This window comes from Streptomyces sp. NPDC048481 (assembly GCF_043200075.1).
Classification (GTDB): Bacteria; Actinomycetota; Actinomycetes; order Streptomycetales; family Streptomycetaceae; genus Streptomyces.
In genome coordinates this window covers 1,299,645-1,325,132 of record NZ_JBICXC010000001.1, presented here as the reverse complement: position 1 = coordinate 1,325,132, position 25,488 = coordinate 1,299,645, and the positions used below count along the sequence as shown (strand labels likewise).

23 protein-coding genes and 1 tRNA gene are annotated in these 25,488 nt (G+C 72.9%); 6 read left to right on the top strand and 18 right to left on the bottom strand.

Going from position 1 to position 25,488, the window contains the following annotated elements; genetic code table 11:
* Window positions 1-20: 20 nt before the first annotated feature.
* Entirely contained in the window at window positions 21-1,184 is a 1,164-nt protein-coding gene (locus tag ACGFSH_RS05655; protein ID WP_393345237.1) for a hypothetical protein, read from the bottom strand.
* Complete coding sequence (locus ACGFSH_RS05650) at window positions 1,181-2,143, bottom strand: 5-dehydro-4-deoxyglucarate dehydratase (RefSeq protein ID WP_393345235.1); 963 nt, start codon at window positions 2,141-2,143, stop codon at window positions 1,181-1,183. The genes ACGFSH_RS05655 and ACGFSH_RS05650 overlap by 4 nt, the downstream gene beginning before the upstream one ends.
* A 210-nt stretch (window positions 2,144-2,353) precedes the next feature.
* Between ACGFSH_RS05650 and ACGFSH_RS05645 the strand changes: the two genes are divergently transcribed.
* Window positions 2,354-3,163 carry an NAD-dependent epimerase/dehydratase family protein gene (locus ACGFSH_RS05645; RefSeq protein WP_393345233.1) on the top strand — a complete coding sequence of 270 codons (810 nt, stop codon included), beginning with the start codon at window positions 2,354-2,356 and terminating at the stop codon, window positions 3,161-3,163.
* A gap of 165 nt (window positions 3,164-3,328) precedes the next feature.
* Entirely contained in the window at window positions 3,329-4,519 is a 1,191-nt protein-coding gene (locus ACGFSH_RS05640) for a TerD family protein (RefSeq protein WP_393345504.1), read from the top strand.
* 109 nt (window positions 4,520-4,628) lie between these two features.
* Here ACGFSH_RS05640 and ACGFSH_RS05635 read toward each other — a convergent pair whose 3' ends face one another.
* The 7 genes from ACGFSH_RS05635 to ACGFSH_RS05605 form a co-directional block, all read right to left on the bottom strand.
* Window positions 4,629-5,264, bottom strand: a complete 636-nt coding sequence (locus tag ACGFSH_RS05635; RefSeq protein ID WP_393345231.1) for a TetR/AcrR family transcriptional regulator — start codon at window positions 5,262-5,264, stop codon at window positions 4,629-4,631.
* Window positions 5,265-5,468: 204 nt separating this feature from the next.
* On the bottom strand, window positions 5,469-6,494 hold the full coding sequence (locus ACGFSH_RS05630) for a 1-aminocyclopropane-1-carboxylate deaminase (RefSeq protein WP_393345229.1): 1,026 nt from the start codon (window positions 6,492-6,494) through the stop codon (window positions 5,469-5,471).
* 88 nt (window positions 6,495-6,582) lie between these two features.
* The gene (locus ACGFSH_RS05625) at window positions 6,583-7,299 is read right to left on the bottom strand and encodes a GntR family transcriptional regulator (RefSeq protein ID WP_393345227.1); all 717 of its coding nucleotides are present in this window, start codon (window positions 7,297-7,299) and stop codon (window positions 6,583-6,585) included.
* Window positions 7,300-7,438: 139 nt separating this feature from the next.
* Complete coding sequence (locus ACGFSH_RS05620) at window positions 7,439-9,040, bottom strand: TROVE domain-containing protein (RefSeq protein ID WP_393345225.1); 1,602 nt, start codon at window positions 9,038-9,040, stop codon at window positions 7,439-7,441.
* Between the two features lie 390 nt (window positions 9,041-9,430).
* Window positions 9,431-9,500: transfer RNA gene (locus ACGFSH_RS05615), tRNA-Ile, on the bottom strand.
* Window positions 9,501-9,559: 59 nt separating this feature from the next.
* Complete coding sequence (locus tag ACGFSH_RS05610) at window positions 9,560-11,017, bottom strand: alkaline phosphatase PhoX (RefSeq protein ID WP_393345223.1); 1,458 nt, start codon at window positions 11,015-11,017, stop codon at window positions 9,560-9,562.
* A 209-nt stretch (window positions 11,018-11,226) separates the two neighbouring features.
* Entirely contained in the window at window positions 11,227-12,654 is a 1,428-nt protein-coding gene (locus ACGFSH_RS05605; protein WP_393345221.1) for a hypothetical protein, read from the bottom strand.
* A gap of 295 nt (window positions 12,655-12,949) precedes the next feature.
* On the opposite strand from ACGFSH_RS05605, the gene ACGFSH_RS05600 reads away from it, so the two are divergent.
* Window positions 12,950-14,776 (top strand): endonuclease/exonuclease/phosphatase family protein, encoded by a 1,827-nt coding sequence (locus ACGFSH_RS05600; protein ID WP_393345219.1) that lies wholly within the window; start codon window positions 12,950-12,952, stop codon window positions 14,774-14,776.
* A 65-nt stretch (window positions 14,777-14,841) separates the two neighbouring features.
* Here ACGFSH_RS05600 and ACGFSH_RS05595 read toward each other — a convergent pair whose 3' ends face one another.
* A complete protein-coding gene (locus ACGFSH_RS05595; protein ID WP_393345217.1) occupies window positions 14,842-15,306 on the bottom strand; it encodes a DUF3618 domain-containing protein in 465 nt (154 codons plus the stop codon).
* On the bottom strand, window positions 15,303-15,722 hold the full coding sequence (locus ACGFSH_RS05590; protein WP_393345215.1) for a phage holin family protein: 420 nt from the start codon (window positions 15,720-15,722) through the stop codon (window positions 15,303-15,305). The genes ACGFSH_RS05595 and ACGFSH_RS05590 overlap by 4 nt, the downstream gene beginning before the upstream one ends.
* Before the next feature lie 148 nt (window positions 15,723-15,870).
* On the opposite strand from ACGFSH_RS05590, the gene dapA reads away from it, so the two are divergent.
* Both dapA and helR read left to right on the top strand, forming a co-directional pair.
* Entirely contained in the window at window positions 15,871-16,806 is a 936-nt protein-coding gene (gene dapA / locus ACGFSH_RS05585) for a 4-hydroxy-tetrahydrodipicolinate synthase (protein WP_393345213.1), read from the top strand.
* Window positions 16,807-17,213: 407 nt separating this feature from the next.
* Complete coding sequence (gene helR, locus ACGFSH_RS05580) at window positions 17,214-19,391, top strand: RNA polymerase recycling motor ATPase HelR (RefSeq protein ID WP_393345211.1); 2,178 nt, start codon at window positions 17,214-17,216, stop codon at window positions 19,389-19,391.
* 98 nt (window positions 19,392-19,489) lie between these two features.
* Here the strand turns inward: helR and dapD are convergent, their stop codons facing one another.
* From dapD to ACGFSH_RS05565, 3 genes are all read right to left on the bottom strand, one after another.
* A complete protein-coding gene (gene dapD, locus ACGFSH_RS05575) occupies window positions 19,490-20,479 on the bottom strand; it encodes a 2,3,4,5-tetrahydropyridine-2,6-dicarboxylate N-succinyltransferase (protein ID WP_393345209.1) in 990 nt (329 codons plus the stop codon).
* Between the two features lie 140 nt (window positions 20,480-20,619).
* The gene (locus ACGFSH_RS05570) at window positions 20,620-21,168 is read right to left on the bottom strand and encodes a TetR/AcrR family transcriptional regulator (RefSeq protein WP_393345207.1); all 549 of its coding nucleotides are present in this window, start codon (window positions 21,166-21,168) and stop codon (window positions 20,620-20,622) included.
* Window positions 21,168-21,488 (bottom strand): DMT family transporter, encoded by a 321-nt coding sequence (locus tag ACGFSH_RS05565; protein WP_393345206.1) that lies wholly within the window; start codon window positions 21,486-21,488, stop codon window positions 21,168-21,170. The genes ACGFSH_RS05570 and ACGFSH_RS05565 overlap by 1 nt, the downstream gene beginning before the upstream one ends.
* A 189-nt stretch (window positions 21,489-21,677) precedes the next feature.
* On the opposite strand from ACGFSH_RS05565, the gene ACGFSH_RS05560 reads away from it, so the two are divergent.
* Window positions 21,678-22,520 carry an AbfB domain-containing protein gene (locus tag ACGFSH_RS05560; RefSeq protein ID WP_393345204.1) on the top strand — a complete coding sequence of 281 codons (843 nt, stop codon included), beginning with the start codon at window positions 21,678-21,680 and terminating at the stop codon, window positions 22,518-22,520.
* Window positions 22,521-22,648: 128 nt separating this feature from the next.
* On the opposite strand, the gene ACGFSH_RS05555 is transcribed toward ACGFSH_RS05560, so the two are convergent.
* Genes ACGFSH_RS05555 through sufC form a run of 4 tightly spaced genes read right to left on the bottom strand, consistent with a single transcriptional unit; the run spans window position 22,649 to window position 25,482 of the window.
* The gene (locus ACGFSH_RS05555; protein WP_020130530.1) at window positions 22,649-22,981 is read right to left on the bottom strand and encodes a metal-sulfur cluster assembly factor; all 333 of its coding nucleotides are present in this window, start codon (window positions 22,979-22,981) and stop codon (window positions 22,649-22,651) included.
* The gene (gene sufU / locus ACGFSH_RS05550) at window positions 22,978-23,445 is read right to left on the bottom strand and encodes a Fe-S cluster assembly sulfur transfer protein SufU (protein ID WP_393345502.1); all 468 of its coding nucleotides are present in this window, start codon (window positions 23,443-23,445) and stop codon (window positions 22,978-22,980) included. The genes ACGFSH_RS05555 and sufU overlap by 4 nt, the downstream gene beginning before the upstream one ends.
* A gap of 19 nt (window positions 23,446-23,464) precedes the next feature.
* On the bottom strand, window positions 23,465-24,721 hold the full coding sequence (locus ACGFSH_RS05545) for a cysteine desulfurase (RefSeq protein WP_393345201.1): 1,257 nt from the start codon (window positions 24,719-24,721) through the stop codon (window positions 23,465-23,467).
* On the bottom strand, window positions 24,718-25,482 hold the full coding sequence (gene sufC / locus ACGFSH_RS05540; protein ID WP_069771125.1) for a Fe-S cluster assembly ATPase SufC: 765 nt from the start codon (window positions 25,480-25,482) through the stop codon (window positions 24,718-24,720). Before sufC ends, ACGFSH_RS05545 begins: the two co-directional genes overlap by 4 nt.
* Between the last annotated feature and the right edge of the window lie 6 nt (window positions 25,483-25,488).

Here is a 25,488-nt window from a genome sequence, read left to right as displayed (position 1 = left end):
ACCGCCGCGCTGACGGCCGGTCAGCGTGCGGCGAGCGCCTCGCGCACCGCTTCCAGGTCGGCGTCCGACGCCAGTCCCGCGTGGTACAGGCGGACTTCGGTCGCGCCGTGGGCGCGGACGCGGGTCATGTCGGCGGCCAGGGTGGCGGGGCTGCCGCCCATGCCGGAGACGACGCCGAGGTTGGCGGCGAGGACCGCGCCCTCGCGGCCCTGCCCGGCGAAGGGCGTCAGCAGGCCGGGGCCGCCGGCGCAGGGCACGACGACGCCGTCCGCGACGGACAGGATGTGCGCGGGGTCGACGCCCGCGTTGGCGCCGACGTGATGCGTCACGGGGTCGGCGTGCAGCAGGACCTGGAAGCCGGCGGGCGCGGCCGCCCGGACGGCGGCCACGGCCGCCTCCTGGAGGGTGCGGGCCCGTTCGTCGCGCCACGCGCGCGTGGCCGCGGCCGTCCCCGCCCCGAGGAGCTTCTCGACCCCCGTCCAGCCCCCGTCGTCCGGCGCTCCCCGCCACAGCGGCTCCAGCGCGTCCCGGACGGCGGCGGCGAGCGCGTCGGCGTCCAGGCCCTGTGCGCCGTAACCGGCCCGGCAGGCGGGGCAGAAGCAGAGGGACATCAGGTACTGGCCGGCGTCCCCGAGACCGACGCCTGCGGTCTTGTCGTGGGCGTGCAGGTGCTGAAGTCCGTACCAGCCGAGCGACTCCAGTTCGGTGCCCGCCGCGCCGGGGCGCACGGCGGCCTCGGCGGCGAGGTCGACCAGGTAGGCGCGGGTCGCGGGCTGCGCGACGCAGGGCGCCCAGGGGTAGCGGTCGCCGTAGGCGTTCACCACGGAGGTGTCCGGATGCTCGGCGCCCAGGCGCGAGTTGTGCGCGAGGACCACCCAGGTGTGCACCTCCAGGCCGGTCGCGGCGAGCGCCTCGGCGGCCTCGCCGCAGGCGTCGCCGGGGGCCCAGTCGCCGGCCGGGTACGGGCGCAGGGCGCGTCCCTGCCAGCGGCCGTCCGGCGGGTAGAGCACGGCCGCGTGTTCGGCGGTGACGACGCGGTGCCGCGGGTGGCGGGGGGTCAGGGCGCGGGTGGAGTGGTAGGCGGAGGCGAGGGTGACCTGTTCCACGCCGAGCGCGGCGATCCGGGCGGGCGCGCCGGGGTCGCCGTTGACGTCCCAGGGGTAGACGAACGTCGAGGCCTTCACCGGTTGTCCTCCTCCAGCAGGGCGTGGGCGCGCTCCGTCATCAGGGCGAGCCGCTTGACATGATCCTCGCCCGGTTCGTGCAACGGCGGGCGGACCTCGCCGACGTCGAGCCCGCGCATCCGCACCCCTGCCTTGACGAGCGAGACGGCGTATCCGCGGCCCAGGGCGCGCAGTTCGACGAACGGCCGGTAGAACCCGTCGAGGAGGCGGTGGACGGTGTCGTCGTCGCCGGAGGTGAGCGCCCGGTGGAAGGCGAGGGCGATCTCGGGGGCGAAGCAGAACACGGCCGAGGAGTAGAGGGTGACGCCGAGCGCCCGGTAGGCGAGCTGGGTCTGCTCCGCGGTCGGCAGGCCGTTGAAGTAGAGGAAGTCGCCGGGCGCCGCGGTGCGCACGGCGCTGATGATCCGCTGCATCAGGTCGAGGTCGCCGTGCCCGTCCTTGAGGCCGACGATCCCCTCGGTCCGGGCGAGTTCGACGACGGTGTCCGGGGTGAGGACGGCGTTGTCGCGCTGGTAGACGATGACGGGCAGGGAGGTCGCGGCCGCCACCGTGCGGTAGTGCCGCAGCAGGCCCTCCTGGGCGGCGACGACGAGGTAGGGCGGCAGGACGAGCAGGCCGTCCGCCCCGGCCGCCTCGGCGAGGCGGGCGTAGCGCACGGCGAGGGCGGTGCCGTACCCGGCGCCCGCGACGACCGGAACCCGTCCGGCGGTCTCCTCCACGGCCGCCCGGACGCAGGCCTCGAACTCCTCCGGCGTGAGCGCGTGGAACTCCCCGGTCCCGCAGGCCGCGAAGACGGCGGCGGCGCCCGCCTCCACGCCGCCGCGCACGTGCGCGCGGTAGACGTCGAGGTCCAGGGAGCCGTCGGGGCCGTAGGCGGTGACGGGGAAGAACAGCGGTCCGCTGGGGACGCGGAGGCGGGCGGCGAGCGGGGCTGACGTCACGGGCTCTCCCGGGTCCATATTCTTGAGCGTCGTCCATATTCCTGAACAGGCTCACGCTAAGGTGCCCGATCGAGCCCGGTCAAGCCGACGAACCCTGGGGACACCAGCAGTTTTGCCACTCCTGCCGCACACTTGACGGGCAGTGCCGCAGCTCCTTAGCGTGTCCATGAATGTGAACTGCGGCCACGGATACGTCCGGCCGCTCGAGTGACCCGAGGAGACCCGAGGATGCCCGCTCCGCGCACCGTCCTGCTCACCGGCGCCGCCGGCGGCCTCGGCACCCTGATGCGGGACCTGCTGCCGGCCTACGGCTACGAGCTGCGCCTGCTCGACCTGCGCCCGGTCGAGGGGGAGCCGGAGGCGATCGTCGCGGACCTGGCCGACAAGCGGGCCGTCCGGGAGGCGGTGCGGGGCGTCGACGCGATCATCCACCTCGCGGGCATCTCCCTGGAAGCCCCCTTCGAGAAGATCCTCACCGCCAACATCGCGGGCACGTACAACCTGTACGAGGCCGCGCACGACGAGGGCGTGCGGCGCGTCGTCTTCGCGTCCTCCAACCACGCCGTCGGCTTCACGCCCCGGCCCCGCGGCGAGGACACCCTGATCCCGGTCGACACCCCGCACCGCCCCGACACGTTCTACGGCCTGTCCAAGGCCTTCGGCGAGGACCTCGCCCAGTTCTACTGGGACAAGCACGGCCTGGAGAGCGTCTCGGTGCGCATCGGCTCCTGCTTCGCCGAACCGACCAGCGTGCGCATGCTGTCGGTGTGGATGAGCCCGGCCGACGGCGCGCGCCTCTTCCACGCGGCCCTGACCGCCGAGAACGTCGGTCACACCGTCGTCTACGGCTCCTCGGCCAACACCCGGCTGTGGTGGGACCTGTCGACCGCGCGCGCCCTCGGCTACGAGCCGCGGGACGACTCCGAGCCGTACGCGCAGAAGCTGATCGCCGAACAGGGCGAGCTGGACCCGGACAACATCGCCCACGCCCACCTGGGCGGCCACTTCGTCAGCGATCCGCCGATCTGGCCCTACTGACCGCTGGGCGACCGGGCGGCCTGACCACCTGGTCACCGCGCCTCACAGGGGGCTCGTGCTCCGGCGCCGGGGGCGGGCGCGAGGGGGACGTGAGCCATTCGCGGGAGGGCCGGCCGGGTAAGGGAACGGCAAAGTGGTCCCGTTCGTTCACCCGGCATGACAGCTATGACCCCCGGCTCGAACATCCCTCTCCCCGTCACGCGCGTGACGGTGGACGTCGCCGCCCCGGTGCGGCTCGACGTATCGGGCCTGCTGCTCACCGCCGACGGCAAGGTGCGCTCCGACGACGACTTCATCTTCTACAACCAGCCGAGCGGCCCTGGCGTGACCTACCGCTCCGGCGGCGGCGCGTCTCCCGACGCGATCACGGTCGACACCGCCGCGGTCCCCCCGGGCATCGAGAAGATCGTCGTCACCGCGAGCCCCGACGGCGCGGGACAGACGTTCCAGGGCATCGAACCCACGGCGACGATCACAAGCGCGGACGACGGCGCCGTCCTGGCCACCTTCACGCCCCCGGGGCTCGGCGCGGAGACGGCCCTGGTGGTCGTGGAGATCTATCTGCGCAACGGCGCCTGGAAGGCCCGCGCGGTCGGCCAGGGCTACGCCGACAGCCTGGCCGGCATCGCCACCGACTTCGGCGTGACGGTGGAGGAGCCGGCGCCCGCCGCCCCGCCGCAGCCGGTCGCCCCGCCGCAGCCCCCGCTCCACACGCCCGTGGCGCCGCCGGCTCCGCCCGCCGCTCCCCCGGCCCCGCCGGCCGCCGCGCCCGGCACCGGGAAGATCAACCTGGACAAGGGCCGCGTCAGCCTGCAGAAGAACCAGACCGTCTCCCTGATGAAGGGCGGCCGCCCGCTGCTCTCGCAGGTGAAGATGGGGCTCGGCTGGGAGCCCGCGTTCCGCGGCAAGGACATCGACCTGGACGCCTCGGTCATCGCGTTCGGCCCCCAGCGCAACCACATCGACAGCTGCTACTTCGGCAAGCTGTCCATCGTGAACGGCGCGATCAAGCACTCCGGCGACAACCTCACCGGCGAGGGCGGCGGGGACGACGAGGTGATCGTCGTCGACCTCGGCAGGCTGCCGCAGGAGGTGACCGGTCTGGTCTTCACCGTGAACTCCTTCTCCGGCCAGAAGTTCACCGAGGTCGCCAAGGCCTACTGCCGGCTGCTGGACGCCGCGACCGGGGAGGAGCTGGTCCGCTTCGACCTCACGGGCGCGGAGGCGCAGACGGGCGTGCTGATGGCCAAGCTGATCCGCCAGTACTCCGGCGAGTGGGAGATGACGGCGATCGGCTCCTTCGTCAAGGCGCGCACGGTGCGCAACATGGTGAAACCGGGCGCCGAGGCCCTGTGACCGCGAGCGGGGCGGCCTCGGACCGCCCCGCTCACACCCGGTCGCGGGCGCCCGCCCTCGCGGGGGGCTCGCCTTCGCGGGGGCGCGTCGACAACGGGGCCCCGGTCCGTCACCTCGGAGGCCGCAGGCCCTCCGTCAGCAGCGACACGTACCGGCGGACGACCCGCACGTCCCCGCCCTCTCCGCGGCCCCCGCCGTCCCCTGCGCCCGCTCCGTCTCCGGTGCACCCTGCCTCCCCCGCAGCCAGTTCCGACGCCGTCGCCACGCCGTGGGCGAGCCGCAGCACGTCGATCGGATCGACGTCCCGGCGCAGGGCGCCCGCACGCTGCGCCGCCTCCACCAGCCGGGCCGCCGCCGCCTTCATCCGGGTGCCGCAGCCGGTGACCGCGGCCGCGCCGCCGTCCGCGACGGCGGAGCCCAGCAGCGCCCGCATGCCGCGGACCTGGATCGTGCCGACGCACAGCTCCTCCAGCCATGCCGTCAGCGCCTCGCCGGGCGGCAGTTCCCGGCCCAGTGCGCCGGCCCGGGCCGCGAGCGCCTCGATCCGGTCGAGGTAGGCCGCCTCCAGCAGCGCCTGCCGGGTCGGGAAGTGGCGGTACAGCGTGCCGGAGCCGACACCGGCCCGCCTGGCGATGTCGTCGAGGGACGCGCCCTCCCCGTGCTCGGCGAAGGCTCGCGCCGCCGTCTCCAGCAGGCGCGCGTAGTTGCGCCGGGCGTCCGCACGCATGGGTCTGACCTGCGTCATCCAGTCACTCCTCGCGAACGGGGTCCGCGCGCCGCCGATGGCCGCCGCCACGCGGGCCGCCCCCGTTCACGCCTCGGGTGCACGGCCGGGCGGCCGTGCTGCCCGCATGGTCCACCACCGCCCGGCCGGTGCGCCACATCCCACCGGGGCGGCGAAGGCGGGCGGGTGCGGCCGGGGCGTCTCCGGTTCCCGCACAGGCGGGTGTCAGAACAGGGCGCTGTACGCGTTCAGGGCGGGCTGGCCGCCCAGGTGCGCGTACAGCACGGTCGCCCCGCGGTCGATCTCGCCCCGGGCGACCAGGTCGACGAGCCCCGCCATCGACTTCCCCTCGTAGACCGGGTCGGTGACCATGCCCTCGGTGCGCGCCGCGAGCCGCATCGCCTCCAGGGTCGCCGCGTCCGGGACCCCGTAGACGCCCGCGTGGTAGCGCTCGTCGAGTTCGACGTCGTCGGCGGTCAGCTCGCGGCGCACGCCGATCAGGCGGCCCGTGCCGTGCGCGATGCGGGCGATCTGCCCGCGGGTGCGGTCCGGTCCGGCCGACGCGTCGATCCCGAGGACGCGGCGGGGGCGGCCGCCCGCCTCCTCCAGCGCGGCGAACCCGGCGATCATCCCCGCCTGGGTCGAACCGGTCACGGAACAGACGATCACGGTGTCGAAGAACACGCCCGCCGCCCGTTCCTGTTCGGCGACCTCGTAGGCCCAGCCGGCGAACCCCAGCCCGCCCAGCGGATGGTCGGAGGCCCCGGCCGGGATCGCATAGGGCTTGCCGCCCGACTCCTCGACCTCCCTGAGCGCCAGCTCCCAGCTCTCCTTGAAGCCGATCCCGAACCCGGCCCGGACGAGCCGGACGTCGGCACCGGCCAGCCGGCTGACGAGGATGTTGCCGACCTTGTCGTACACCGGGTCGGGCCAGTCCACCCAGCTCTCCTGCACCAGCACGCACCTGAGCCCGGCGCGGGCGGCGCAGGCGGCGACCTGACGGGTGTGGTTGGACTGCACCCCGCCGATCGACACCAGGGTGTCGCAGCCCCGCGCGAGCGCGTCGGCGATCAGGTACTCCAGCTTGCGGGTCTTGTTCCCGCCGTACGCGATACCTGAGTTGCAGTCCTCGCGTTTGGCCCACAGGGCGGCTCCGCCGAGATGAGCGGTGAGCCGTTCCAGCGGGTGGATCGGCGAGGGGCCGAAGAGGAGGGGGTAGCGCTCGTGGGAGGAGAGGGACGTCGCGGCCATGGAGTCTCCTGAACTCAGTCGGTGTCGGCGGCCCCTGCCGGATCCCGCCCGTCGCGCACACGTCGCGGGTCTCGTACCTCGTGCGGTCCTACGTCCGGTGCGGGTCCTGTGCGTCCGGCGGGTCCTGTGCCTCCGTCGGATCGGCCGTGTCGGGGGTCTCGGCCTTGCCGGCGTCGTCGGCGGTGTCGGCCAGGGTGCGCCAGATCTCCGCGGTGACCCGGACCGCCTCGTCCACGTCGCCTGCCGCGCAGGCCTCGATCAGCCGTCCGTGCAGGCCTGCCGAACGGCAGGCGCCGCCCTCGCCGAAGCGGCGCCGCTCCAGGCGACGGATGAGCGGGGTGTAGCGGGCGACGGTGGCGGCGGCCGCGCGGTTTCCCGCCGCGCGGACCAGGACGTCGTGCAGTTCGTCGTCGGCGCGCAGGGCGGCGTCCACGTCGCCCGCGCCCACCGCCGCGGCGAACCGCTCGTTGGCGGCGCGCATCCCCTCGACGTCCGCCGCGAACAGCCGGGGCACCGCCACCCTGGCGACCAGCTCGTGCATCGCGCCGACCACAGCCGCCGCGTCGCGCACCTCTGCCCCCACCACCGGGGTCACCCGCGTGTAGCTCTGCGGCTTGCTCTCCAGCAGCCCCTCGCCGACCAGCCGGGCGAACGCCTCGCGCACCGGGGCCCGGGACAGCCCCAGCCGCTCCGCGAGGTCCACGTCGCGCACCACCGCGCCGGGGGCGAGGGTCCCGGACACGATGGCGTCGCGGATCGACGCGTAGGCGCGGTCCCTGAGCAGAGTGCGCGGCACGGCTTCCATGAACTGAAATGTTAGATATCAGTCGGCCGCCGAACAAGAGGCGAGACACGGGACCGGAACGCCGACGGCCTCCGCCGCCCCCGGGGTGCGGGGGCGGCGGAGGCCGAGGCGCCGGGCGCGTGCCGTCGCGCGGGCACGGTCAGACGGCCGGCCTCAGGTCGGGAGCCCACGGCCACTTCGTGTCGTCGGCCGCCTCCAGCAGCGGAACCATGCGGAAGGCCGCGTCGGACAGGCCGCCGAAGGTGTGGCGGTTCGCCGTGCCGGACGGGCCGTGCCCCGCACGGTGTCCGGCCAGGTTCCAGGTGTAGACCGGCACGTGCGCCGGGACCTGCTCGGTCGGGCCGCCGTGGCGGCTCGGGGCGAACTGCTCGTCGGTGACGATCAGCACCCGGTCGTGGCCGCGGTAGTGCCGGCGCACGGCCTCGGTGGTGTCGGTACCGCCCAGGTCACCGAAACGCTCCAGAATCCTCAGCACGGACTCCCCCTCACGGAACTTGATCGCGTTGCTTGTGGAACCGAACTCGACGAGGTCCGCGTCCGCCGCCCGCAGTGCGAGCGCCGTCCCGAAGATCGCCGCGGCGTCGGCGCGGCTGAGGTCGGACCGGTCCGACAGCCGCGCGTAGAACATGGAGCCCGAGCGGTCGACGAGCACCAGCGTGCGCCCCGGCAGGGCGGGCACGTTGGCCAGCGAGTGGCCGAGCGCCTGCTCCAGCGGGTAGGCCCAGCGCAGCGAGGGCGCGTGCCGGTACGCGGCGAGGTAGCGGAACGGGAACTGCCGCGAGCGCGCGACCTCCTGCGGGTCGCTGATCCGCGCCGCCACGCGTGCGGCGACCTCGTCGCCGACGCCCGCCTCGTCGAAGTTGCGCAGGTTGCGCACCAGCGCCATGGCGCCCATGGACGGGACGACCGCCTCCCAGGCGGCCCCGTCCATCGGCCCCTGGAGCCAGCCGGCCAGCGCCTCCCAGGTCATACCCGCCTCGGCCAGCCGCCGCGCGCCGTCCGCCGCGGTGACGACTGCGCGCCGCTCGGCGGGCGGCACGGCCATCAGCTCGCGGTGCGCCACGAGGGCGGGCAGCGAGCGGGGCGGCTCGGCCGTCTCCGGGTGGTGCCGGCGGTCGAGGGCGTACCGGAACAGGTCGCCCTGCCACGGCTTGGCCGGATCCGGCGAGGCGTGGACCAGGTTGAGAACGTCGCCGAAGCGGTAGCCCTTGGTCGCGGTGTCGTACTTCAGCAGCGAGCGGGGGCTGTAGAGCCGGCGCACCGCGTCGGCGACGCCCCGCTTGACGGGCTTGGGAAGGGTGCGTCCGTACGTCGCCGTCCAGTACGCGAGCAGTTCGCCGGGCTCGTCGGGCCGCTGCAGGACGCTGTCCACGACCCGCCGGTTCGCGGGGCCGTCGGTGGCTCCCGCCGCCAGACGCGCGTGCACGTACTCGGCGGCGCCGACGATCGCGGCCGTGCGGAGGTTTCCCTCGCCGCGCATCCAGCCCAGCAGGCCGGCCGTCCAGGCCGGGTCACCGACGGCGAGTTCGCGCACCAGCGCGCAGAAGCGGTCGTCGCGAGCGGCGCCGGTCTCGTAGAAGGTCTGCTGCGAGACGAAGTTCGCCACCGCCAGCAGGAACAGCTCGGAGCGGGTGTCCCGCTCGTGTCCGCGGCCGCCCTCGTGGGTGCGCAGCACCCGGCCCGTGGTCGTCACGGGCGAGACGGGCCGCGCCTTGCGCACACGGACATTGAAACGCGCCATGGTGAATTCCCCCGAATTCAAGAGATGTCGAGTTCGTCGTCCGACGACTCGTTTTTTCGGGGAGGCGCAACAAAGGGAAGGTGCCCGAGATCAGGGGTCGGCGACGGACTTGCCAGATGCTCTACCCGACTGAGCTACGCCGGCCCTGGGCCGACGACGGGACTCGAACCCGCGACCGTCCGATCCGATGAAGTAACCGTTGCCTGCGCACCGGGCACCCACCTCATGCTGCGCCTCCCGAGATCAGTTCGGCGGCGGCGTGGGATTCTTTTGGAGAGAAGTAGCCGCAGCCCGCGCACCGGAAGGTGCTGTGCAGTTGTGGTGTCCAGAGATCGAGGCCGGCGGAACCGACAAGGTGCTCTGCCCCTGAGCTACACCGGCGTGTCGTGCCGGTGGCGGGATTCGAACCCGCGGCCGCCCCATTATCAGTGGAAGTAGGTCCTGCCTTCGCACCTGGACAGGGATTACTTTAGGAGGGCGGCCGCGGACGGGGCGAACGAATTAATTACCGGCCGCCGCCTACCGCTTCTGCCGCTTCCAGGGTCCGGTGATCGCCAGCATGATTCCCGGCGTCTGGATGTTGGCGTAGAGGGTGCGGCCGTCGGGCGAGAAGGTGACGCCGGTGAACTCGCTGTATTCGGGCTCCTCCGCGGTGCCGATGTTGAGTTCGTTGCGGGCGATGGGGTAGGTGCGGCCGCTGTCGGTCGCGCCGAAGAGGTGCTGGACGCCTTCGCCGTCCTCGGCGATGACGAGGCCCCCGTAGGGGGAGACGGTGATGTTGTCGGGGCCGTCGAAGGCGCCGTCGGCCGACGGGTCGGGGTTCACGCCGAGCAGCACCTTCAGGGTCAGCGTGCGGCGCCGGGGGTCGTAGAACCAGACGGCACCGTCGTGCTGGACGGGGCTCTCGTCACGGGCGTAGGAGGAGACGACGTAGGCGCCGCCGTCGGCCCACCACATGCCCTCCAGTTTGCGGGCGCGGGTGACCTGCCCGGCGGCGAACTGCTTGCGCACCGGTACCGACCTCGCGTCGCGGTCGGGGACGTCGACCCAGTCGACGCCGTACACGGTGCCGGTCTTCGTGGCGCGCGAGAGGTCGTCGACGAACCGCCCGGCGGAGTCGAAGCACTTGAAGGCCTGGAGGACGCCGGCGTCGTCGGCGAGGGTGCGCAGCCTGCCCCGGCCGTGGCGGAACCCGGTCGGCGGGGTCCACCGGTAGAGCAGGCCGTTGGGGCCCGAGGCGTCCTCGGTGAGGTACGCGTGGCCGTGCCGGGGGTCGATGACGACGGCCTCGTGGGCGTACCGGCCGAACGCCTTGACGGGCTTCGGATCGCGGTTGGCGCGGCGGTCTGCGGGGTCGACCTCGAAGATGTAGCCGTGGTCCTTGGTCATGCCGTTCTGGCCGGCCTTGTCCTCGGTCTCCTCGCCGGAGAGCCAGGTGCCCCACGGGGTGGCGCCGCCCGCGCAGTTGGTGGAGGTGCCGGCGATGCCGACCCACTCGGCGACATGGCCGCCGGGACGCACCTCGACGACCGTGCAGCCGCCGGCCGCGGCCGGGTCGTAGACGTGGCCGGCGGTGAGAGGGACGGGGTACTGCCAGTCGGCGCGCGGGCCCTTGAGCTCGTGGTTGTTGACCAGCAGGGTCGCTCCGCGCGGGCCGCGGAAGGCGGCGGTGCCGTCGTGGTTGGACGGGGTGATCTCGCCGGACTCCAGCCGGGTGCGGCCGCTGTGGGTGACGACGCGGTACGTGAAGCCGGCGGGCAGCGCGAGGACGCCGGCCGGGTCGGGCAGCAGCGGGCCGTAGCCGGGCCCGTGGTGCCGGGCGGACGCCGGCTCGCGGGACACGGCCGCGGTGTCCTCGGCGTCGGTGGCGGCGAGGGCGTTCGGCGCGCTGGCCAGGGCGCCGACGCTGCCCGCGAGCGCGATCCCGGCGCCGGTGACCGCGGATCGCCGGGTGAAGTCCCTGCGGGTGAGCGACATGGTGTCTCCTGAGACGGTGGAAGTGCCGTGGAGGTGGCGGACTCCGGTTTCGGCGACACCGTCCCGTCCATGCCTGAACGGGAGTTGAACGGGGGGCGGCCACGGGGGACCTGCTTCCATGAATCCGTACGGATCTCGTCGGCAGGTCCCCGAGAAGGCCCCCGCGAGGACGGCTCCCGTGGCCGGGGAGGGCTCTCGCGCGGCGGCGGTCAGCCGCCGTGCTGCGAGCGCGCCTTGAAGGCGGCCTTGCGGGCCTCCTTGGCGATGCGCTTGTCGGGGTGCAGGCGTCCCATCGCCTCCAGGACGTCCGCGGTGGCCGGGTGGTCGACGCGCCAGGCGGCCGCGAAGAAGCCGCCGTGCTGCTGGGCCAGGCCCTCGACGAGGGCCTGGAGCTCCTCGGAGTTGCCCTCGGCGGCGAGCTGGGCGGCCAGGGTGTCGACGGTGAGCCAGAAGACGAGGTCCTCGGAGGGGGCGGGCACGTCGGTCGCGCCGAGTTCGCTCAGCCAGACCCGGGCGAGACCGCCGAGTTCGGGGTCGTCGAGCACTTCGCGCACGGCGGGTTCGGCCTGCCCGCCGACGAGGGACAACGCCTGCTGGCAGCGCAGCCGGCGCAGCGGCGCCCCGGGGTCGGAGCCGCGGGCGGCGGCGAGCAGTTCCTGTGCGGCGGCGAGGGGGTCGCGGCGGGCGAGCCAGTGCTCGGTCTCGGCGAGCGCGGCGCGCGGGCCGTAGCCGGCACCGGCGTCGAGGAGGACGTCGGCGCCCTTGTCGGCGAGGTCGCCGACGGCCGGGGCGTCGAAGCCGGCCTCCTGGAGGCGGGCGCGCAGCCCGTACAGGCCGAGCGGGGTGAGGCGGACCATGCCGTAGCGGGAGACGTCGGTGTCGTCGAGGGGGGCGGAGGGCTCCTCGTCGGCGTCGACCATCAGCTCCTCGTCGACGGGCCGGTAGGCGACGATGCCGATGGGTTCCAGCAGCCGGAACTGGTCGTCGAGGCGCATCATCGCGTCGGAGACCTGCTCCAGGACGTCGTTGGTGGGCTCGTCCATGTCACCGGGGATGATCATGGAGGCGGCGAGCGCGGGCAGCGGGACGGGGGCGTCGCCGGGGCCGTCCTCGCTGGCGGTGAGCAGGTAGAGGTTGCCGAGCACGCCGTCGAGGAACTCGGCCTCGGCCTCGGGGTTCCAGTCCAGCCGGGAGAAGTCGACCTGGCCGCCCTCGTCCATGGCCTCCATCAGGTCGTCGAGGTCGGGGACGGCGGCCTCGGCGAGGACGGTCTCCAGGGCGTCGAGCCAGACGGCGAGGACGTCGTGCGGGGCGCCGCCGGTCAGCAGGGCCAGGTCCTCGCCGGCCGCGACCGTGCCTGCCTCCTCGTCGACGACCTCCACGAGCCCGGCGTCCACGGCGACCCGCCAGGCCTCGCTCGCACAGGCGGCGGCGTCCTCGCCGGTCAGGCCGAGCGCCTCGGCGGCCGCGGCGAGCTGCTCCTCCACGAGGGAGCCCCCGGCGTCGACGCGGGTGCCGGGGCCGGCCCAGCGGGCGAGCAGGGCGGCCCGGGAGAGCAGGGGCGTGGACAGGGCGTCGCGCGCCAGCTCCGCTTCGGGGTGCAGCCGCACCGGCGGCAGGGGGGAGCTGTCTGACATCGGCTGGTTCTCCTAGGGCGCGTGGTGCCGCCGGCCCGCTGGGGCCACTGGGCCACTCAGCCTAGACGGATATGGCCCCATGCCGCCCGGTTCATCTCCCCGCCGGGCCCCGTACATGGCTGAAACCTTGACAAGTGGCCGGAGCAGGCAGGAGATTGACGCGCGTAGAAATCCACTGGACAGCTGTTCACTGTATTTTCTACGCGCGTCGCGCACCCGTTCCGCGGGCCGCGGCCCCCTCGTTCCGTGCTCCACCCTCGTCCCGGCGCTCACGTACGTCCCCGGAGGGATTCCGTTGCCGAGCAAGAAGTCCGCGCGTCTCGCCGCGCTCACCGTCGCCGCCGTCTGTTCCGCGGCCTCCACCGTCGCCCTCGGCGCACCCGCGCAGGCGGACACGGTGGCCATTCACGACATCCAGGGCACGACCCGGATATCGCCCTACGCCGGCAAGGCGGTCACGGGTGTGGCCGGAATCGTCACCGGCGTGCGCACCTACGGTTCGTCCAAGGGGTTCTGGATCCAGGATCCGAACCCGGACGCCGACCCCGCCACCAGTGAGGGCGTGTTCGTCTTCACCAGCTCCGCCCCGAAGGTCGCCGTCGGCGACTCCGTCACGGTCACCGGCACGGTCTCGGAGTTCGTGCCCGGCGGCGCGGCCGGCGGCAACCAGTCGGTCACGGAGATCACCAAGCCGACGGTGACGGTCGTCTCCGGCGGCAACGCGGTCCCGGCCGCGACCGTGGTGAACGCGCGGTCGGTCCCGGCCGCGTACACCCCGGACGGCGACCCCGCCGCCGCGGGCTCCGTCAACGGCCTGACCCTGCGCCCCGGCCGGTACGCCCTGGACTACTACGAGTCCCTCGAAGGCATGAATGTCCAGGTCGCCGACGCCCGTGTGGTGACCGCCACCGACCCCTACAGCGAGCTGTGGGTCACGGTGAAGCCGCGCGAGAACGCTACCCGCCGCGGGGGCGCCCTCTACGGCTCCTACACGTCGCAGAACACCGGCCGGCTGCAGATCCAGTCGCTGGGCGCGACCGCCGACTTCCCCGTCGCGAACGTCGGCGACACCCTCGCCGGCGTCACCGAAGGCCCCCTGGACTACAACCAGTTCGGCGGTTACACCCTCGTCGCCGGGCAGCTCGGCACGCTGAAGAGCGGCGGCCTGGAGCGGGAGACGACGCGGAAGCAGAAGCGGGGCGAACTGGCGGTCGCCACCTACAACGTCGAGAACCTCGACCCCTCGGACACCACGTTCGAGCGGCACGCCTCCGCGATCGTGAACAACCTGAAGTCCCCCGACATCGTGTCCCTGGAGGAGATCCAGGACGACAACGGCGCCAAGGACGACGGCACGGTCACCGCCGGCGCGACGGTGACCCGGCTGATCGACGCGATCGTCGCGGCCGGCGGCCCGGCGTACGACTGGCGCGCCATCGACCCGGTCAACGACCAGGACGGCGGCGAGCCGGGCGGCAACATCCGCCAGGTGTTCCTCTTCAACCCGCAGCGGGTGTCCTTCACCGACCGCCCGGGCGGCGACTCCACCACCGCGGTGGGCGTCTCCAAGGTGCACGGCAAGGCGCAGCTGACGGCCTCCCCCGGCCGCGTCGCCCCCGGCGACGACGCGTGGAAGTCCAGCCGCAAGCCGCTCGCGGGCGAGTTCGTCTTCCGCGGCCGCACGGTCTTCGTCATCGCCAACCACCTCAACTCCAAGGGCGGCGACCAGGGCCTGACCTCGCAGTACCAGCCGGTGGCGCGCAGCTCGGAGGTCCAGCGCCACGCCCAGGCGACGCTGGTCAACGCGTTCGTCAAGAGCATCCTGGACGTCCAGAAGAACGCGGACGTCATCGCGCTCGGCGACATCAACGACTTCGAGTTCTCCGGCACCGCGCAGATCCTGGAGGGCCGCGGCGAGCTGTGGTCGGCGATCAAGTCGCTGCCCGAGAGCGAGCGTTACACCTACGACTACCAGGGCAACCAGCAGGTCCTGGACCAGATCCTGGTGAGCCCGTCGATCCGGCGCGGCTGCGACCTCAGCTACGACAGCGTGCACATCAACTCGGAGTTCCACGACCAGGTCAGCGACCACGACCCGCAGGTGCTGCGCTTCGAGCCGTGACCGTCCGCCCTGTCAGGACCGGCCGAACCGTCGTCATCGGTTCGGCCGGTCCTGGCAGGCCGCTGTCAGCACCCGCGGCGCCTCGCCCGGCTTCCGCCCGGCGTCTTGCCCGTGCCCTGCGTCCCGGCCAGCACGGCGGCCACCACCGCGGCCCCGGCGAGCGCGGTCGGCCACGGATGGCGCCGCACGAAGTCCACGGGCGCGCGCAGCACGCCGGGGGCGGAGCCGTCAGCGGTGCGCGCGGCCCCGGACGCCTTGTCGTGCAGGTCGTGGCGGGTGCGCACCGCCCGCTCCTGGACGGCGTGACCGGCGCGGTTCGCTCGTTCGTGCATGTGCCGTCCCGCCTCGGCGGCCGAACTGCGCAACTGCACGCTCATCGCGCCCGCACGGTCCCTGAGGTCGGCGGCACGGGCGCGGGCGCGTCCGCGCACATCGGCCTTGGCCGCCAACTCCTCGACGGTCTGCCCCAGTTGGTGCCTCGTCTGCTCGATCTGCCGACGCAGGTCCGCCGCCGCCGCCTTGTCCGTCATCGGTGGGCCCTTTCCTTGATCTCCTCGACGTCGGCCTTCATGCTGCCGAGGGCCTCCTCGGGCGTCGGCGGCGTCGCCCGGCGCAACTGGGCACGGCCCGCCAGGCCCAGTACGGCGGCGATCACGAACAGCACCGCCGTCACCACGAGCGCCGCCGCCCAGACGGGCAGCACCAGCGAGAGAGCGGCCACGGCCGTGCCCGCGAGGGCGAGCAGACCGGCGTAGCCGAACGCGCCCGCGGCCCCGAGCAGCCCGCCGCCGCGACCGGCGCGCCGCCCCTTCTCGGCCAACTCCGTCTTCGCCAGGGTGAGTTCCTGCCGTACCAGCAGGGAGAGCTGTTCGGTGGCCTGGCCGACGAGTTCGCCGACCGTGCGATGCCCGTCCTGGACGGGCCGGAAGTCCGTGGTGCCGGTCACGGGGCTCCGCCTCCTCTCGGTTCCCGGAGCCCTTCGGGTACCCCTGCCGCCGCTCACTAAGCGAGCACCGGACGTCGCAGCATCCCTTACCCGTATCTCGTAGAAGAATTAAGTAGAGCTTCACAGTCGGTCCGCCCAGACTGCTCCCATGACGACAGCCTCCTCCGCCGCCCCGACGCCCGCCCCGATCCCCGCACCGGCCCGCACCGCGCCTTTCGGCCGGACCCTGTGCGCGATGGTCACGCCCTTCACCCCCTCCGGCGCGCTCGACCGCGACGGCGCACAGCGGCTGGCCGACCGGCTGGTGTCCGCGGGCTGCGACGGACTGGTGCTCTCGGGCACCACCGGTGAGTCGCCGACCACGTCGGACGCCGAGAAGGCGGAGCTGGCGGCGGCGGTGCGGGAGGTGGTCGGCAACCGGGCGTCGATCGTGACGGGGATCGGCACCTCCGACACCCGCCACACCGTCGGCCTCGCGCGGGCCGCCGAGAAGGCGGGGGCCGACGGCGTGCTCGTGGTCACCCCGTACTACAGCAGGCCCCCGCAGGCGGCCGTCGAGGCCCACTTCCGTGCGGTCGCGGACGCGTCCGCCCTGCCGGTCATGCTGTACGACATCCCCGCCCGCACCGGCACCCGGATCGAGCCGGACACCCTGCTCAGGCTCGCCGAGCATCCCCGGATCGTCGCGGTGAAGGACTGCTCCTACGACTTCCTCGGCACGCAGAGGGTGCTCGCGCGCACCGACCTGGCGTACTACGCGGGCTGCGACGAGCACAACCTCGCCCTGTACGCGGTCGGCGGGGCCGGGTACGTCAGCACGGTGGCCAACGTGGTCCCGGACCGGATGCGAGCCGTCCTGGACGCCTTCGACGCCGGGGACACCGCCGCGGCCGCCCGGCTGCAACGGGAGGTCACCGAGCTGGTGGCGGCGATGATGGCGTCGGACCTGCCCGGCGCGGTCACCGCCAAGGCCCTCCTGACCGACCTCGGCCTCCCCTCCGGTCCGCTCCGGGCGCCGCTGCACCCCGCGCCCCGCGAAACGGTCGGCGAGCTGCGCGCCGCCTACGAACGCCTGGTCGCCTGACCGGGCGCACGCGGGGGGGGGCCGTCCACACATCGGGCGGGGCCGGAACCGGGCGGTCGCGGGCGGAGGGCCGGTGAGGGCCGGTCGAAACGGGGCCGGGAGGGGATGCGGGGACCGGATCCCGGAAGGGGGAACGACAAAGGCAAGGAGGTCGCGCCTCCCTGCCACTTACAACGTATAGCGCACGGGGGGGCTTGCCGCAAGGCCCCCGTCGTGGCGGAGAATCCTCGGCCCGGGCCGGTGCACGGCGGACGGGCCGAGCGGCCGCGTCCGGTGTCCGCCGCCCGGTGTCCGGACCCCTTCGCCCGCGGCCGAGAACCCGAACGCTCACGAGCCGCGAGAATGGACGTACCCGGACGGCACGGACCGACCGCGGTCGCAAGCGATCTCATATCGGAGCTGATGACGTGACCCCCCTGACCACCGGGGCCTTCGACCTTCCCGAGCGGCTGGCCCACAAGGCCGACCCGAAGCTGATCGCCGGCGACGAGCGGCACTTCGCGGCGCTCGCGGAGTGCCTCGAACAGTCGATCGCCGAGGTGTCCGAGCGCCTCGACGCCGAGCGCCGGGCGCCCGGCGGACTGGGCCGCGGGGCGATGGACCGCGACACGGAGATCCACCGGCTCACCGCCCGGCTGCGCGCACTGCGCCGCTTCGGGCTCGACCTCTGCCTCGGGCACATGGTCGGCGCCGACGACGGCGAGCCCGTGTACGTCGGACGCCTCGGACTCACCGACAGCACGGGGCGCCGGCTGCTGCTCGACTGGCGCTCCCCCGCGGCCGAGCCGTTCTTCGGGGCGACCCACGCCAACCCGATGGGCCTGGCCAGCCGCCGCCGGTACCGCTGGACCCGCGGCCGGATCAGCGACTACTGGGACGAGGTGTTCGCGGCGGAAGGGTTCGCCGGGCACGCGGCGGCGCTCGACGACCAGTCCGCGTTCATCGCCAGCCTGGGCGGCAACCGCTCGGCCCGGATGCGCGACGTCCTCGGCACCATCCAGGCCGACCAGGACGCCGTCATCCGGGCGGGCTCCCGCGGCGCCCTGGTCGTCGACGGCGGACCGGGCACCGGCAAGACCGTCGTCGCGCTGCACCGTTCCGCCTACCTCCTGTACTCCGACCCCCGTCTCGGCCACCGCCGGGGAGGCGTGCTGTTCGTCGGCCCGCACCGGCCCTATCTGGCCTACGTCGCCGACGTGCTGCCCAGCCTCGGCGAGGAGGGGGTGCAGACGTGCACGCTGCGCGACCTCGTCGCCGAGGGCGCGCAGGCGCGGCCCGAGGCCGACCCGGAGGCGGCCCGGCTGAAGTCGTCCGCGCGGCTGGTGCGCGCGATCGAGAAGGCCGTCGCGTTCTACGAGGAGCCCCCCGCCACGGGGATGACGGTCACCACCCACTGGTCCGACATCGCCCTGACGGCGGACGACTGGGCCGTGGCTTTCGACGCGGCGGATCCGGGCACGCCGCACAACGAGGCGCGCGAGCACGTCTGGGAGGAACTGCTCACCCTCCTCACCGACAAGCACGACGGCGACGCCCCGCCCGCGCTGCTGCGCAAGTCGCTGCTGCAGAACCGGGAGCTGGCGGCGGCGTTCAACCGGGCGTGGCCGCTGCTCGAAGCGGCCGACGTCGTCGGCGATCTGTGGACGGTGCCCGCCTACCTGAGGATGTGCGCGCCCTGGCTGAAGCCGGACGAGGTGAACCTGCTGCAACGTGCGCAGGCCCGGGCGCACGCCTGGACGGTGTCCGATCTGCCGCTCCTGGACGCGGCGCGCCACCGCGTCGGCGACCCGGAGGCGGCCCTGCGCGCCCGGCGGCACAAGGCCGTCCTCGCTGCCCAGCGCGAGCGCATGGACCTCGTCGTGGACAACCTGATCCGGGCCGTGGCCGACTCGGGGGCCGACGGTGACGACGGCGAGGGCCTGGTGACCATGCTGCGCGGCGAGGACGCCAAGGTCAGCCTGGTCGACGACGCCGAACTGCCGGTCGCCGACCCGGACCTGCTGGCCGGCCCGTTCGCGCACATCGTCGTCGACGAGGCGCAGGAACTGACCGACGCGGAGTGGCAGATGCTGCTGCTGCGCTGCCCCTCCCGCAGTTTCACCATCGTCGGCGACCGCGCCCAGGCCCGGCACGGCTTCACCGAGTCGTGGCAGGAGCGGCTGGCCCGCATCGGGTTCGACCGGATCGGCCTGGCCTCGCTGACCATCAACTACCGCACGCCGCAGGAGATCATGGCGGAGGCCGAGCCGGTCATCCGGGCGGTGCTCCCGGACGCCAATGTGCCGACCTCGATCCGCAGCGGCGGCGCCCCGGTCGTCCACGGATCCGTCACGGAGCTGCACTCGGTCCTCGACGCCTGGCTCGCCGAGCACGCGGACGGGATCGCCTGCGTCATCGGCGACCCCACGTTCCGCGCCACCCCCCGGGTCCGCTCCCTCACCCCCGAACTGTCGAAGGGCCTCGAGTTCGACCTCGTCGTCCTCGTCGACCCGCAGAAGTTCGGCGAGGGCGTCCAGGGAGCGGTCGACCACTACGTGGCGATGACCCGAGCCACCCAGCGACTGGTCGTCCTGACGACCCCGTGAACGAACCGATCTGCCGTCGGCCGCGGGCCGGTCGGACACCCTCATGTCCGGCCGACCGGTGGCCGGCCGGGGCGGCCGCAGGTCGCGGCCGGCCGTGATCAGTTATGGCTGTGCAGGATCTCGTTCAGGCCGCCCCAGACCGCGTTGTTCGGGCGGGCCTCGACGGCGCCGGTGACCGAGTTGCGGCGGAACAGGATGTTGGAGGCGCCGGAGAGTTCGCGGGCCTTGACGATCTGGCCGTCGGGCATGGTGATGCGGGTGCCCGCGGTGACGTACAGGCCGGCCTCGACGACGCACTCGTCGCCGAGGGCGATGCCGACGCCCGCCTCCGCGCCGACGAGGCAGCGCTCGCCGATGGAGATGATGACGCTGCCGCCGCCGGACAGCGTGCCCATCGTGGAGGCGCCGCCGCCGATGTCCGAGCCGTCGCCGACGACGACGCCCGCGGAGATGCGGCCCTCGACCATGGAGGTGCCGAGGGTGCCGGCGTTGAAGTTGACGAAGCCCTCGTGCATGACCGTGGTGCCCTCGGCGAGGTGCGCGCCGAGGCGGACCCGGTCGGCGTCGGCGATGCGGACGCCCTTGGGGGCGACGTAGTCCGTCATGCGGGGGAACTTGTCGATGGAGGTGACCTGGAGGTGCAGGCCCTCGGCACGGGCGTTGAGCCGGACCTTCTCGACGTCGTCCACGGCGACCGGTCCGAGCGAGGTCCACGCCACGTTGGCGAGGTGGCCGAACATGCCGTCCAGGCTCTGCCCGTGCGGCTTGACCAGCCGGTGGGAGAGGAGGTGCAGGCGCAGGTAGACGTCGTGCGCGTCGAGGGGCTTGTCGTCCAGCGAGGCGATGACCGTGCGGACCGCGACGACCTCGACGCCACGGCGGGCGTCCGGGCCGATCGCCTTGGCCGCGCCCGCGCCGAGCAGTTCCACGGCCCGCTCGGCGGACAGCCGCTCGGTGCCGGAGGGGCCGGGCTCCGCGACCAGCTCGGGGGCGGGGAACCAGGTGTCGAGAACGGTGCCGTCGGCGGCGATGGTGGCGAGGCCGCCGGCCACGGCGCCGGTGGTGCGAGGAGCAGTCGTGTCGGTCATGAGGGCAACCTAACCGGCGCGGGCCCGCGGAGGCCAACCCGCGCAGCGGTGTCTCAGGTGGCGGTCCCACGGTCCGCGCCGACGGGGCGCGGGTCAGCGGCCCTGGACCCACAGAAGGCGTGGAGGCGGGCCGGTGCGGGTCAGCGGTCCGGGTCGGGCATGAGGCGGGAGAGCGCTTGCCTGGCGTACTCCTCGTCGTAGGGCACGCCCGTCAGCAGGACCTGGAGGCAGATGCCGTCCATCAGCGCCACCAGGGCGCGGGCGGTGAGGGGATCGGTGTGGCGGGCGAGCAGGGCGGCCGTGTCGTCGGCCCATTCGGCGGCGACGGGGCGCAGGGCCGGGCGGCGCAGGGCGGCCAGGTACAGCTCGTACTCCAGTTCCACGCCGGTGCGGTCGCCGGCGAGCCATTCGCCGAGGAGTCCGGCCAGTTCGGCGGGGAGGTCGGCGCCGGCGCCGGCCAGCCGGCCGCGCGCGGCGACCGCCTTGGCGAAGCCCTCGCCGGCCTGGCGCAGGGCCGCGGTCATCAACTCGTCGAGCGTGGCGAAGTGGTAGGTGGTGGAGCCCAGCGGCACGTCCGCCTCGGCGGCGACCGTGCGGTGGCTCAGTCCGGCCAGGCCTTTGGCGCCGACGACGCGGATCGCCGCGTCGATGATCCGCCGGCGGCGTTCGGGGTCGTGACGACGGGGCATCAGTGCGCACCTCCGAGGTTCAGCACGACGACGCCCGCGATGATCAGCAGGAGGCCGGCGGCCTTGGTGAGGGTCAGGGACTCGCCGAACAGGGTGAGTCCGAGGAGGGCGATGGCGGCGGTGCCGGTGCCGGCCCAGATGGCGTACGCGATGCCGATGCCGACGGTCTTCAGGGTCTGGGCCAGGAGGAAGAAGGAGACGACGTAGCCGACGACCGTCAGCAGCGAGGGCCAGAACCTGCTGAAGCCGTCGCTGTACTTCATGACCGTGGTCGCGGCCACCTCGGCGGCGATGGCGCCGGCGAGCGTCAGGTATCCCATGTGTACGAGCGTACACAGCGATGCGTACGCCTGTACACATCGCCGTCGGAGTCGAAAGCGTTATGGAAAGCGCTCGCTCAAACGGATGAACGCGAGCCTCCCGTTCCACTACTGTTTCACCGTTCACACACCGGGCCTTCGCAGTCGCAGCCGCGGCCGCGGTCATGGGCGCCCCTGGAGGACCAGCGCATGCCAATGAACAAGTCCCGGCCGCCCCAGGAAGAACCCTGGGAGAACGGCTGGGCCCCGGACAGTTCCCGGGCCCCCGGAACACGACGCCTGTGGTTGGCCGGCGGCCTCGCCGTGGCCACCATCGTGGCCTGTGTGACCGCCATCGCCCTGAACGACAGGCCTGCTGACGAGACGTCAGGCGCCCGGCAGGGGCGGACGCTGGCGGACGACAAGACGGAGGGCGGCGGCCTGATCTCGTTCGCCACGCCCTCCGCGGGCGCCTCGGCGACGCCCGCGCGCCACGCGAGCGGGTCCCCGTCCGCCTCGCCGTCGGCGTCCCCGTCGGCGTCGTCCTCGCCCGGTGCGCAGGGCAGTTCGTCGCCGGGCGCGTCGACCGCACCCGCGCCGAAGCCGACGAAGAAGCCGTCCGGCCCGGGGCAGGCCGCCGTCGGCCGGTCCGTGCAGGCGGTCAACTACCCGGACCGCTACTGGCATGTGAGCCAGGGTCTGGTGCGGCTCGACGCGCCGCGCGGCCCGGAGTCGCGCGCCGACTCCACCTTCGACGTGGTCGCCGGACTGGCCGACAGCTCGTGCCTGTCGTTCAGGACGGCCGGCGGCGCCTACCTGCGTCACCGCAACTTCGTCCTGCGCGCCGAGGGCAACGACGGTTCGGGCCTGTTCGCACAGGACGCCACCTTCTGCGTGGCGTCCTCGTACGGCGACACGGTGATGTTCCGTTCGGTGAACTACCCCGACCGCATGCTGCGGCACGCGGACTTCGGGCTGCGCCTGGATCCGTACGGCTACAACACGACCGGCCGCCAGGACTTCATGTTCCGACTGGTCGGCGGGCTGGGCTGAGGGCGGCCGACGGCACCGCGCGCGTCCGCCGGCGCGCGGTCCGTCCGGCGAGGGACGGCGCTCCGTAGAACTCCCTGAACAGAAGTGGCCCCCCGGCCGATTGCCGGGGGGCCACTTCTGTCGGGTCGTCAGACGTTGAAGCCGAGCGCGCGCAGCTGCTCGCGGCCGTCGTCCGTGATCTTGTCCGGGCCCCACGGCGGCATCCAGACCCAGTTGATGCGCAGTTCGTTGACCAGGCCGTCCGTGGCGGACTTGGCCTGGTCCTCGATGACGTCCGTGAGCGGACACGCCGCCGACGTCAGGGTCATGTCGATCGTCGCGATGTTCGCGTCGTCGATGTGGATGCCGTAGATCAGGCCGAGGTTGACCACGTCGATGCCCAGCTCGGGGTCGACGACGTCGTACAGCGCCTCGCGGACTTCCTCCTCCGAGGCGGGCTTCATCTCAAGGGTCTCGCTCATGCCGTGTTCCTTTCGGCTTCGGCTCCGCCCAGGGCCTGGGCCGTCGCGTCCTTCCACGCCATCCAGCTGAGGAGGGCGCACTTGACCCGGGCCGGGTACTTGGAGACGCCGGCGAACGCGACCGCGTCCTCCAGCACCTCCTCCATCGCGTCGTCGGGCTCGATCTTCCCCTTGGACTGCATCAGCTCCAGGAAGGTCTCCTGGATCTTCTGCGCGTCCGTCAGGTCCTTGCCGACCAGCAGGTCGTTCAGGACGGAGGCGCTGGCCTGGCTGATGGAACAGCCCTGGCCCTCGTAACTGACGTCCTCGATCGTCGTGCCGTCGTACTTCACCCGCAGGGTGATCTCGTCGCCGCACGTCGGATTGACGTGGTGCACCTCGGCGTCGCCATCGCGCAGACCACGCCCGTGCGGGTGCTTGTAGTGGTCCAGGATGACTTCCTGGTACATCGAGTCCAGCTTCATCCGCTCGCTCGCCAACCCCTCAGCCGAAGAAGTTCCGTACGTGCTCCAGACCGTCGACCAGAGCGTCGATCTCGGCCGGCGTGGAGTACAGATAGAACGACGCTCGTGTGGTCGCGGGAATTCCGTAGCGCAGGCAGACGGGGCGGGCGCAGTGGTGGCCCACCCGGACCGCGATGCCCTCCTCGTCGAGCACCTGGCCGACGTCGTGCGGATGGATGTCGCCGAGCGTGAAGGAGATCGCCGCGCCCCGGTCCTCGGCCGTGGTCGGGCCGATGATGCGCAGGTCGGGGACCTCGCCGAGCTTCTTCACCGCGTACTCGGTGAGCGCGTGCTCGTGGGCGAGGATCTTGTCCATGCCGATCGAGGACAGGTAGTCGATCGCCGCGCCGAGGCCCACGGCCTGGGCGATCGGCGGGGTGCCCGCCTCGAACTTGTGCGGGGCGGGGGCGTAGGTCGAGGAGTGCATCGACACGGTCTCGATCATCTCGCCGCCGCCGAGGAACGGCGGCAGGTCCTCGAGCAGCTCCTGGCGGCCCCACAGGACGCCGATGCCGGTCGGGCCGCACATCTTGTGGCCGGTGAAGGCCACGAAGTCGGCCTGGAGCGCCTGCACGTCCAGCGGCATGTGCGGCGCGGCCTGGGAGGCGTCGATGCACACGAGCGCACCGACCTCCTGCGCGCGGCGCACTATCGCCTCGACCGGGTTCAGGGTGCCGAGGATGTTCGACACCAGCACGAAGGAGACGATCTTCGTCTTCTCCGTGATGATCTCGTCGATGTTCGACAGGTCCAGCCGGCCGTCGTCGGTGAGGCCGAACCACTTCAGCTTCGCGCCGGTGCGCTGCGCCAGCAGCTGCCACGGCACGATGTTGGAGTGGTGCTCCATCTCCGTGATGACGATCTCGGTCTCGTGGTCGACCCGGTAGGGCTCGTCGGCCCAGCCGAGCATGTTGGCCACGAGGTTGAGCGACTCGGAGGCGTTCTTGGTGAAGATCACCTCGTCGCGGCTGGGCGCGTTGACGAACGCGGCGACCTTGTCGCGCGCGCCCTCGTACAGCGCCGTGGCCTCCTCGGCGAGCACATGCACACCGCGGTGGACGTTGGCGTTGTAGCGCTCGTAGTACTCGTTGAGGGCGTCCAGCACCTGGCGCGGCTTCTGCGACGTCGCCGCGTTGTCCAGGTACACGAGCTTCTTGCCGTCGTGGACCTGGCGGTCCAGGATGGGGAAGTCCTTGCGGATCGCCTCGGTGTCGAGGAGGCCCGGCAGCTGCGTCACGCGGATACGCCACCCTTCGTGTAGACCTCGTAGCCCTCGTTCTCCAGCTTGTCGGCGAGCTCGGCGCCGCCGGACTCGACGATGCGGCCGCCCGAGAAGACGTGGACGAAGTCGGGCTTGATGTAGCGCAGGATGCGCGTGTAGTGCGTGATCAGCAGGGTGCCGACCTCGCCGGTCTCGCGGACGCGGTTGACGCCCTCGGAGACGATGCGCAGCGCGTCCACGTCGAGGCCGGAGTCGGTCTCGTCGAGGATGGCGACCTTCGGCCGCAGCAGCTCCAGCTGGAGGATCTCGTGGCGCTTCTTCTCGCCGCCGGAGAAGCCCTCGTTGACGTTGCGCTCGGCGAAGGAGGTGTCCATGTTGAGGCGCTCCATGGCCTCCTTGACCTCCTTCACCCAGGTGCGCAGCTTGGGGGCCTCGCCGCGCACGGCGGTGGCGGAGGTGCGCAGGAAGTTCGACACGGAGACGCCGGGGACCTCGACCGGGTACTGCATCGCGAGGAACAGGCCGGCGCGGGCGCGCTCGTCGACGGACATCTCCAGGACGTCCTCGCCGTCGAGGGTGACGGTGCCGCCGGTGACGGTGTACTTCGGGTGACCCGCGAGCGAGTAGGCGAGCGTCGACTTGCCGGAGCCGTTGGGGCCCATGATGGCGTGCGTCTCGCCCTGCTTCACGGTGAGGTCGACGCCCTTGAGGATCTCCTTCGTGGCGTTGTCGGCCTCGACGGTGACGTGCAGGTCTCGGATTTCAAGCGTTGCCATGGGTGC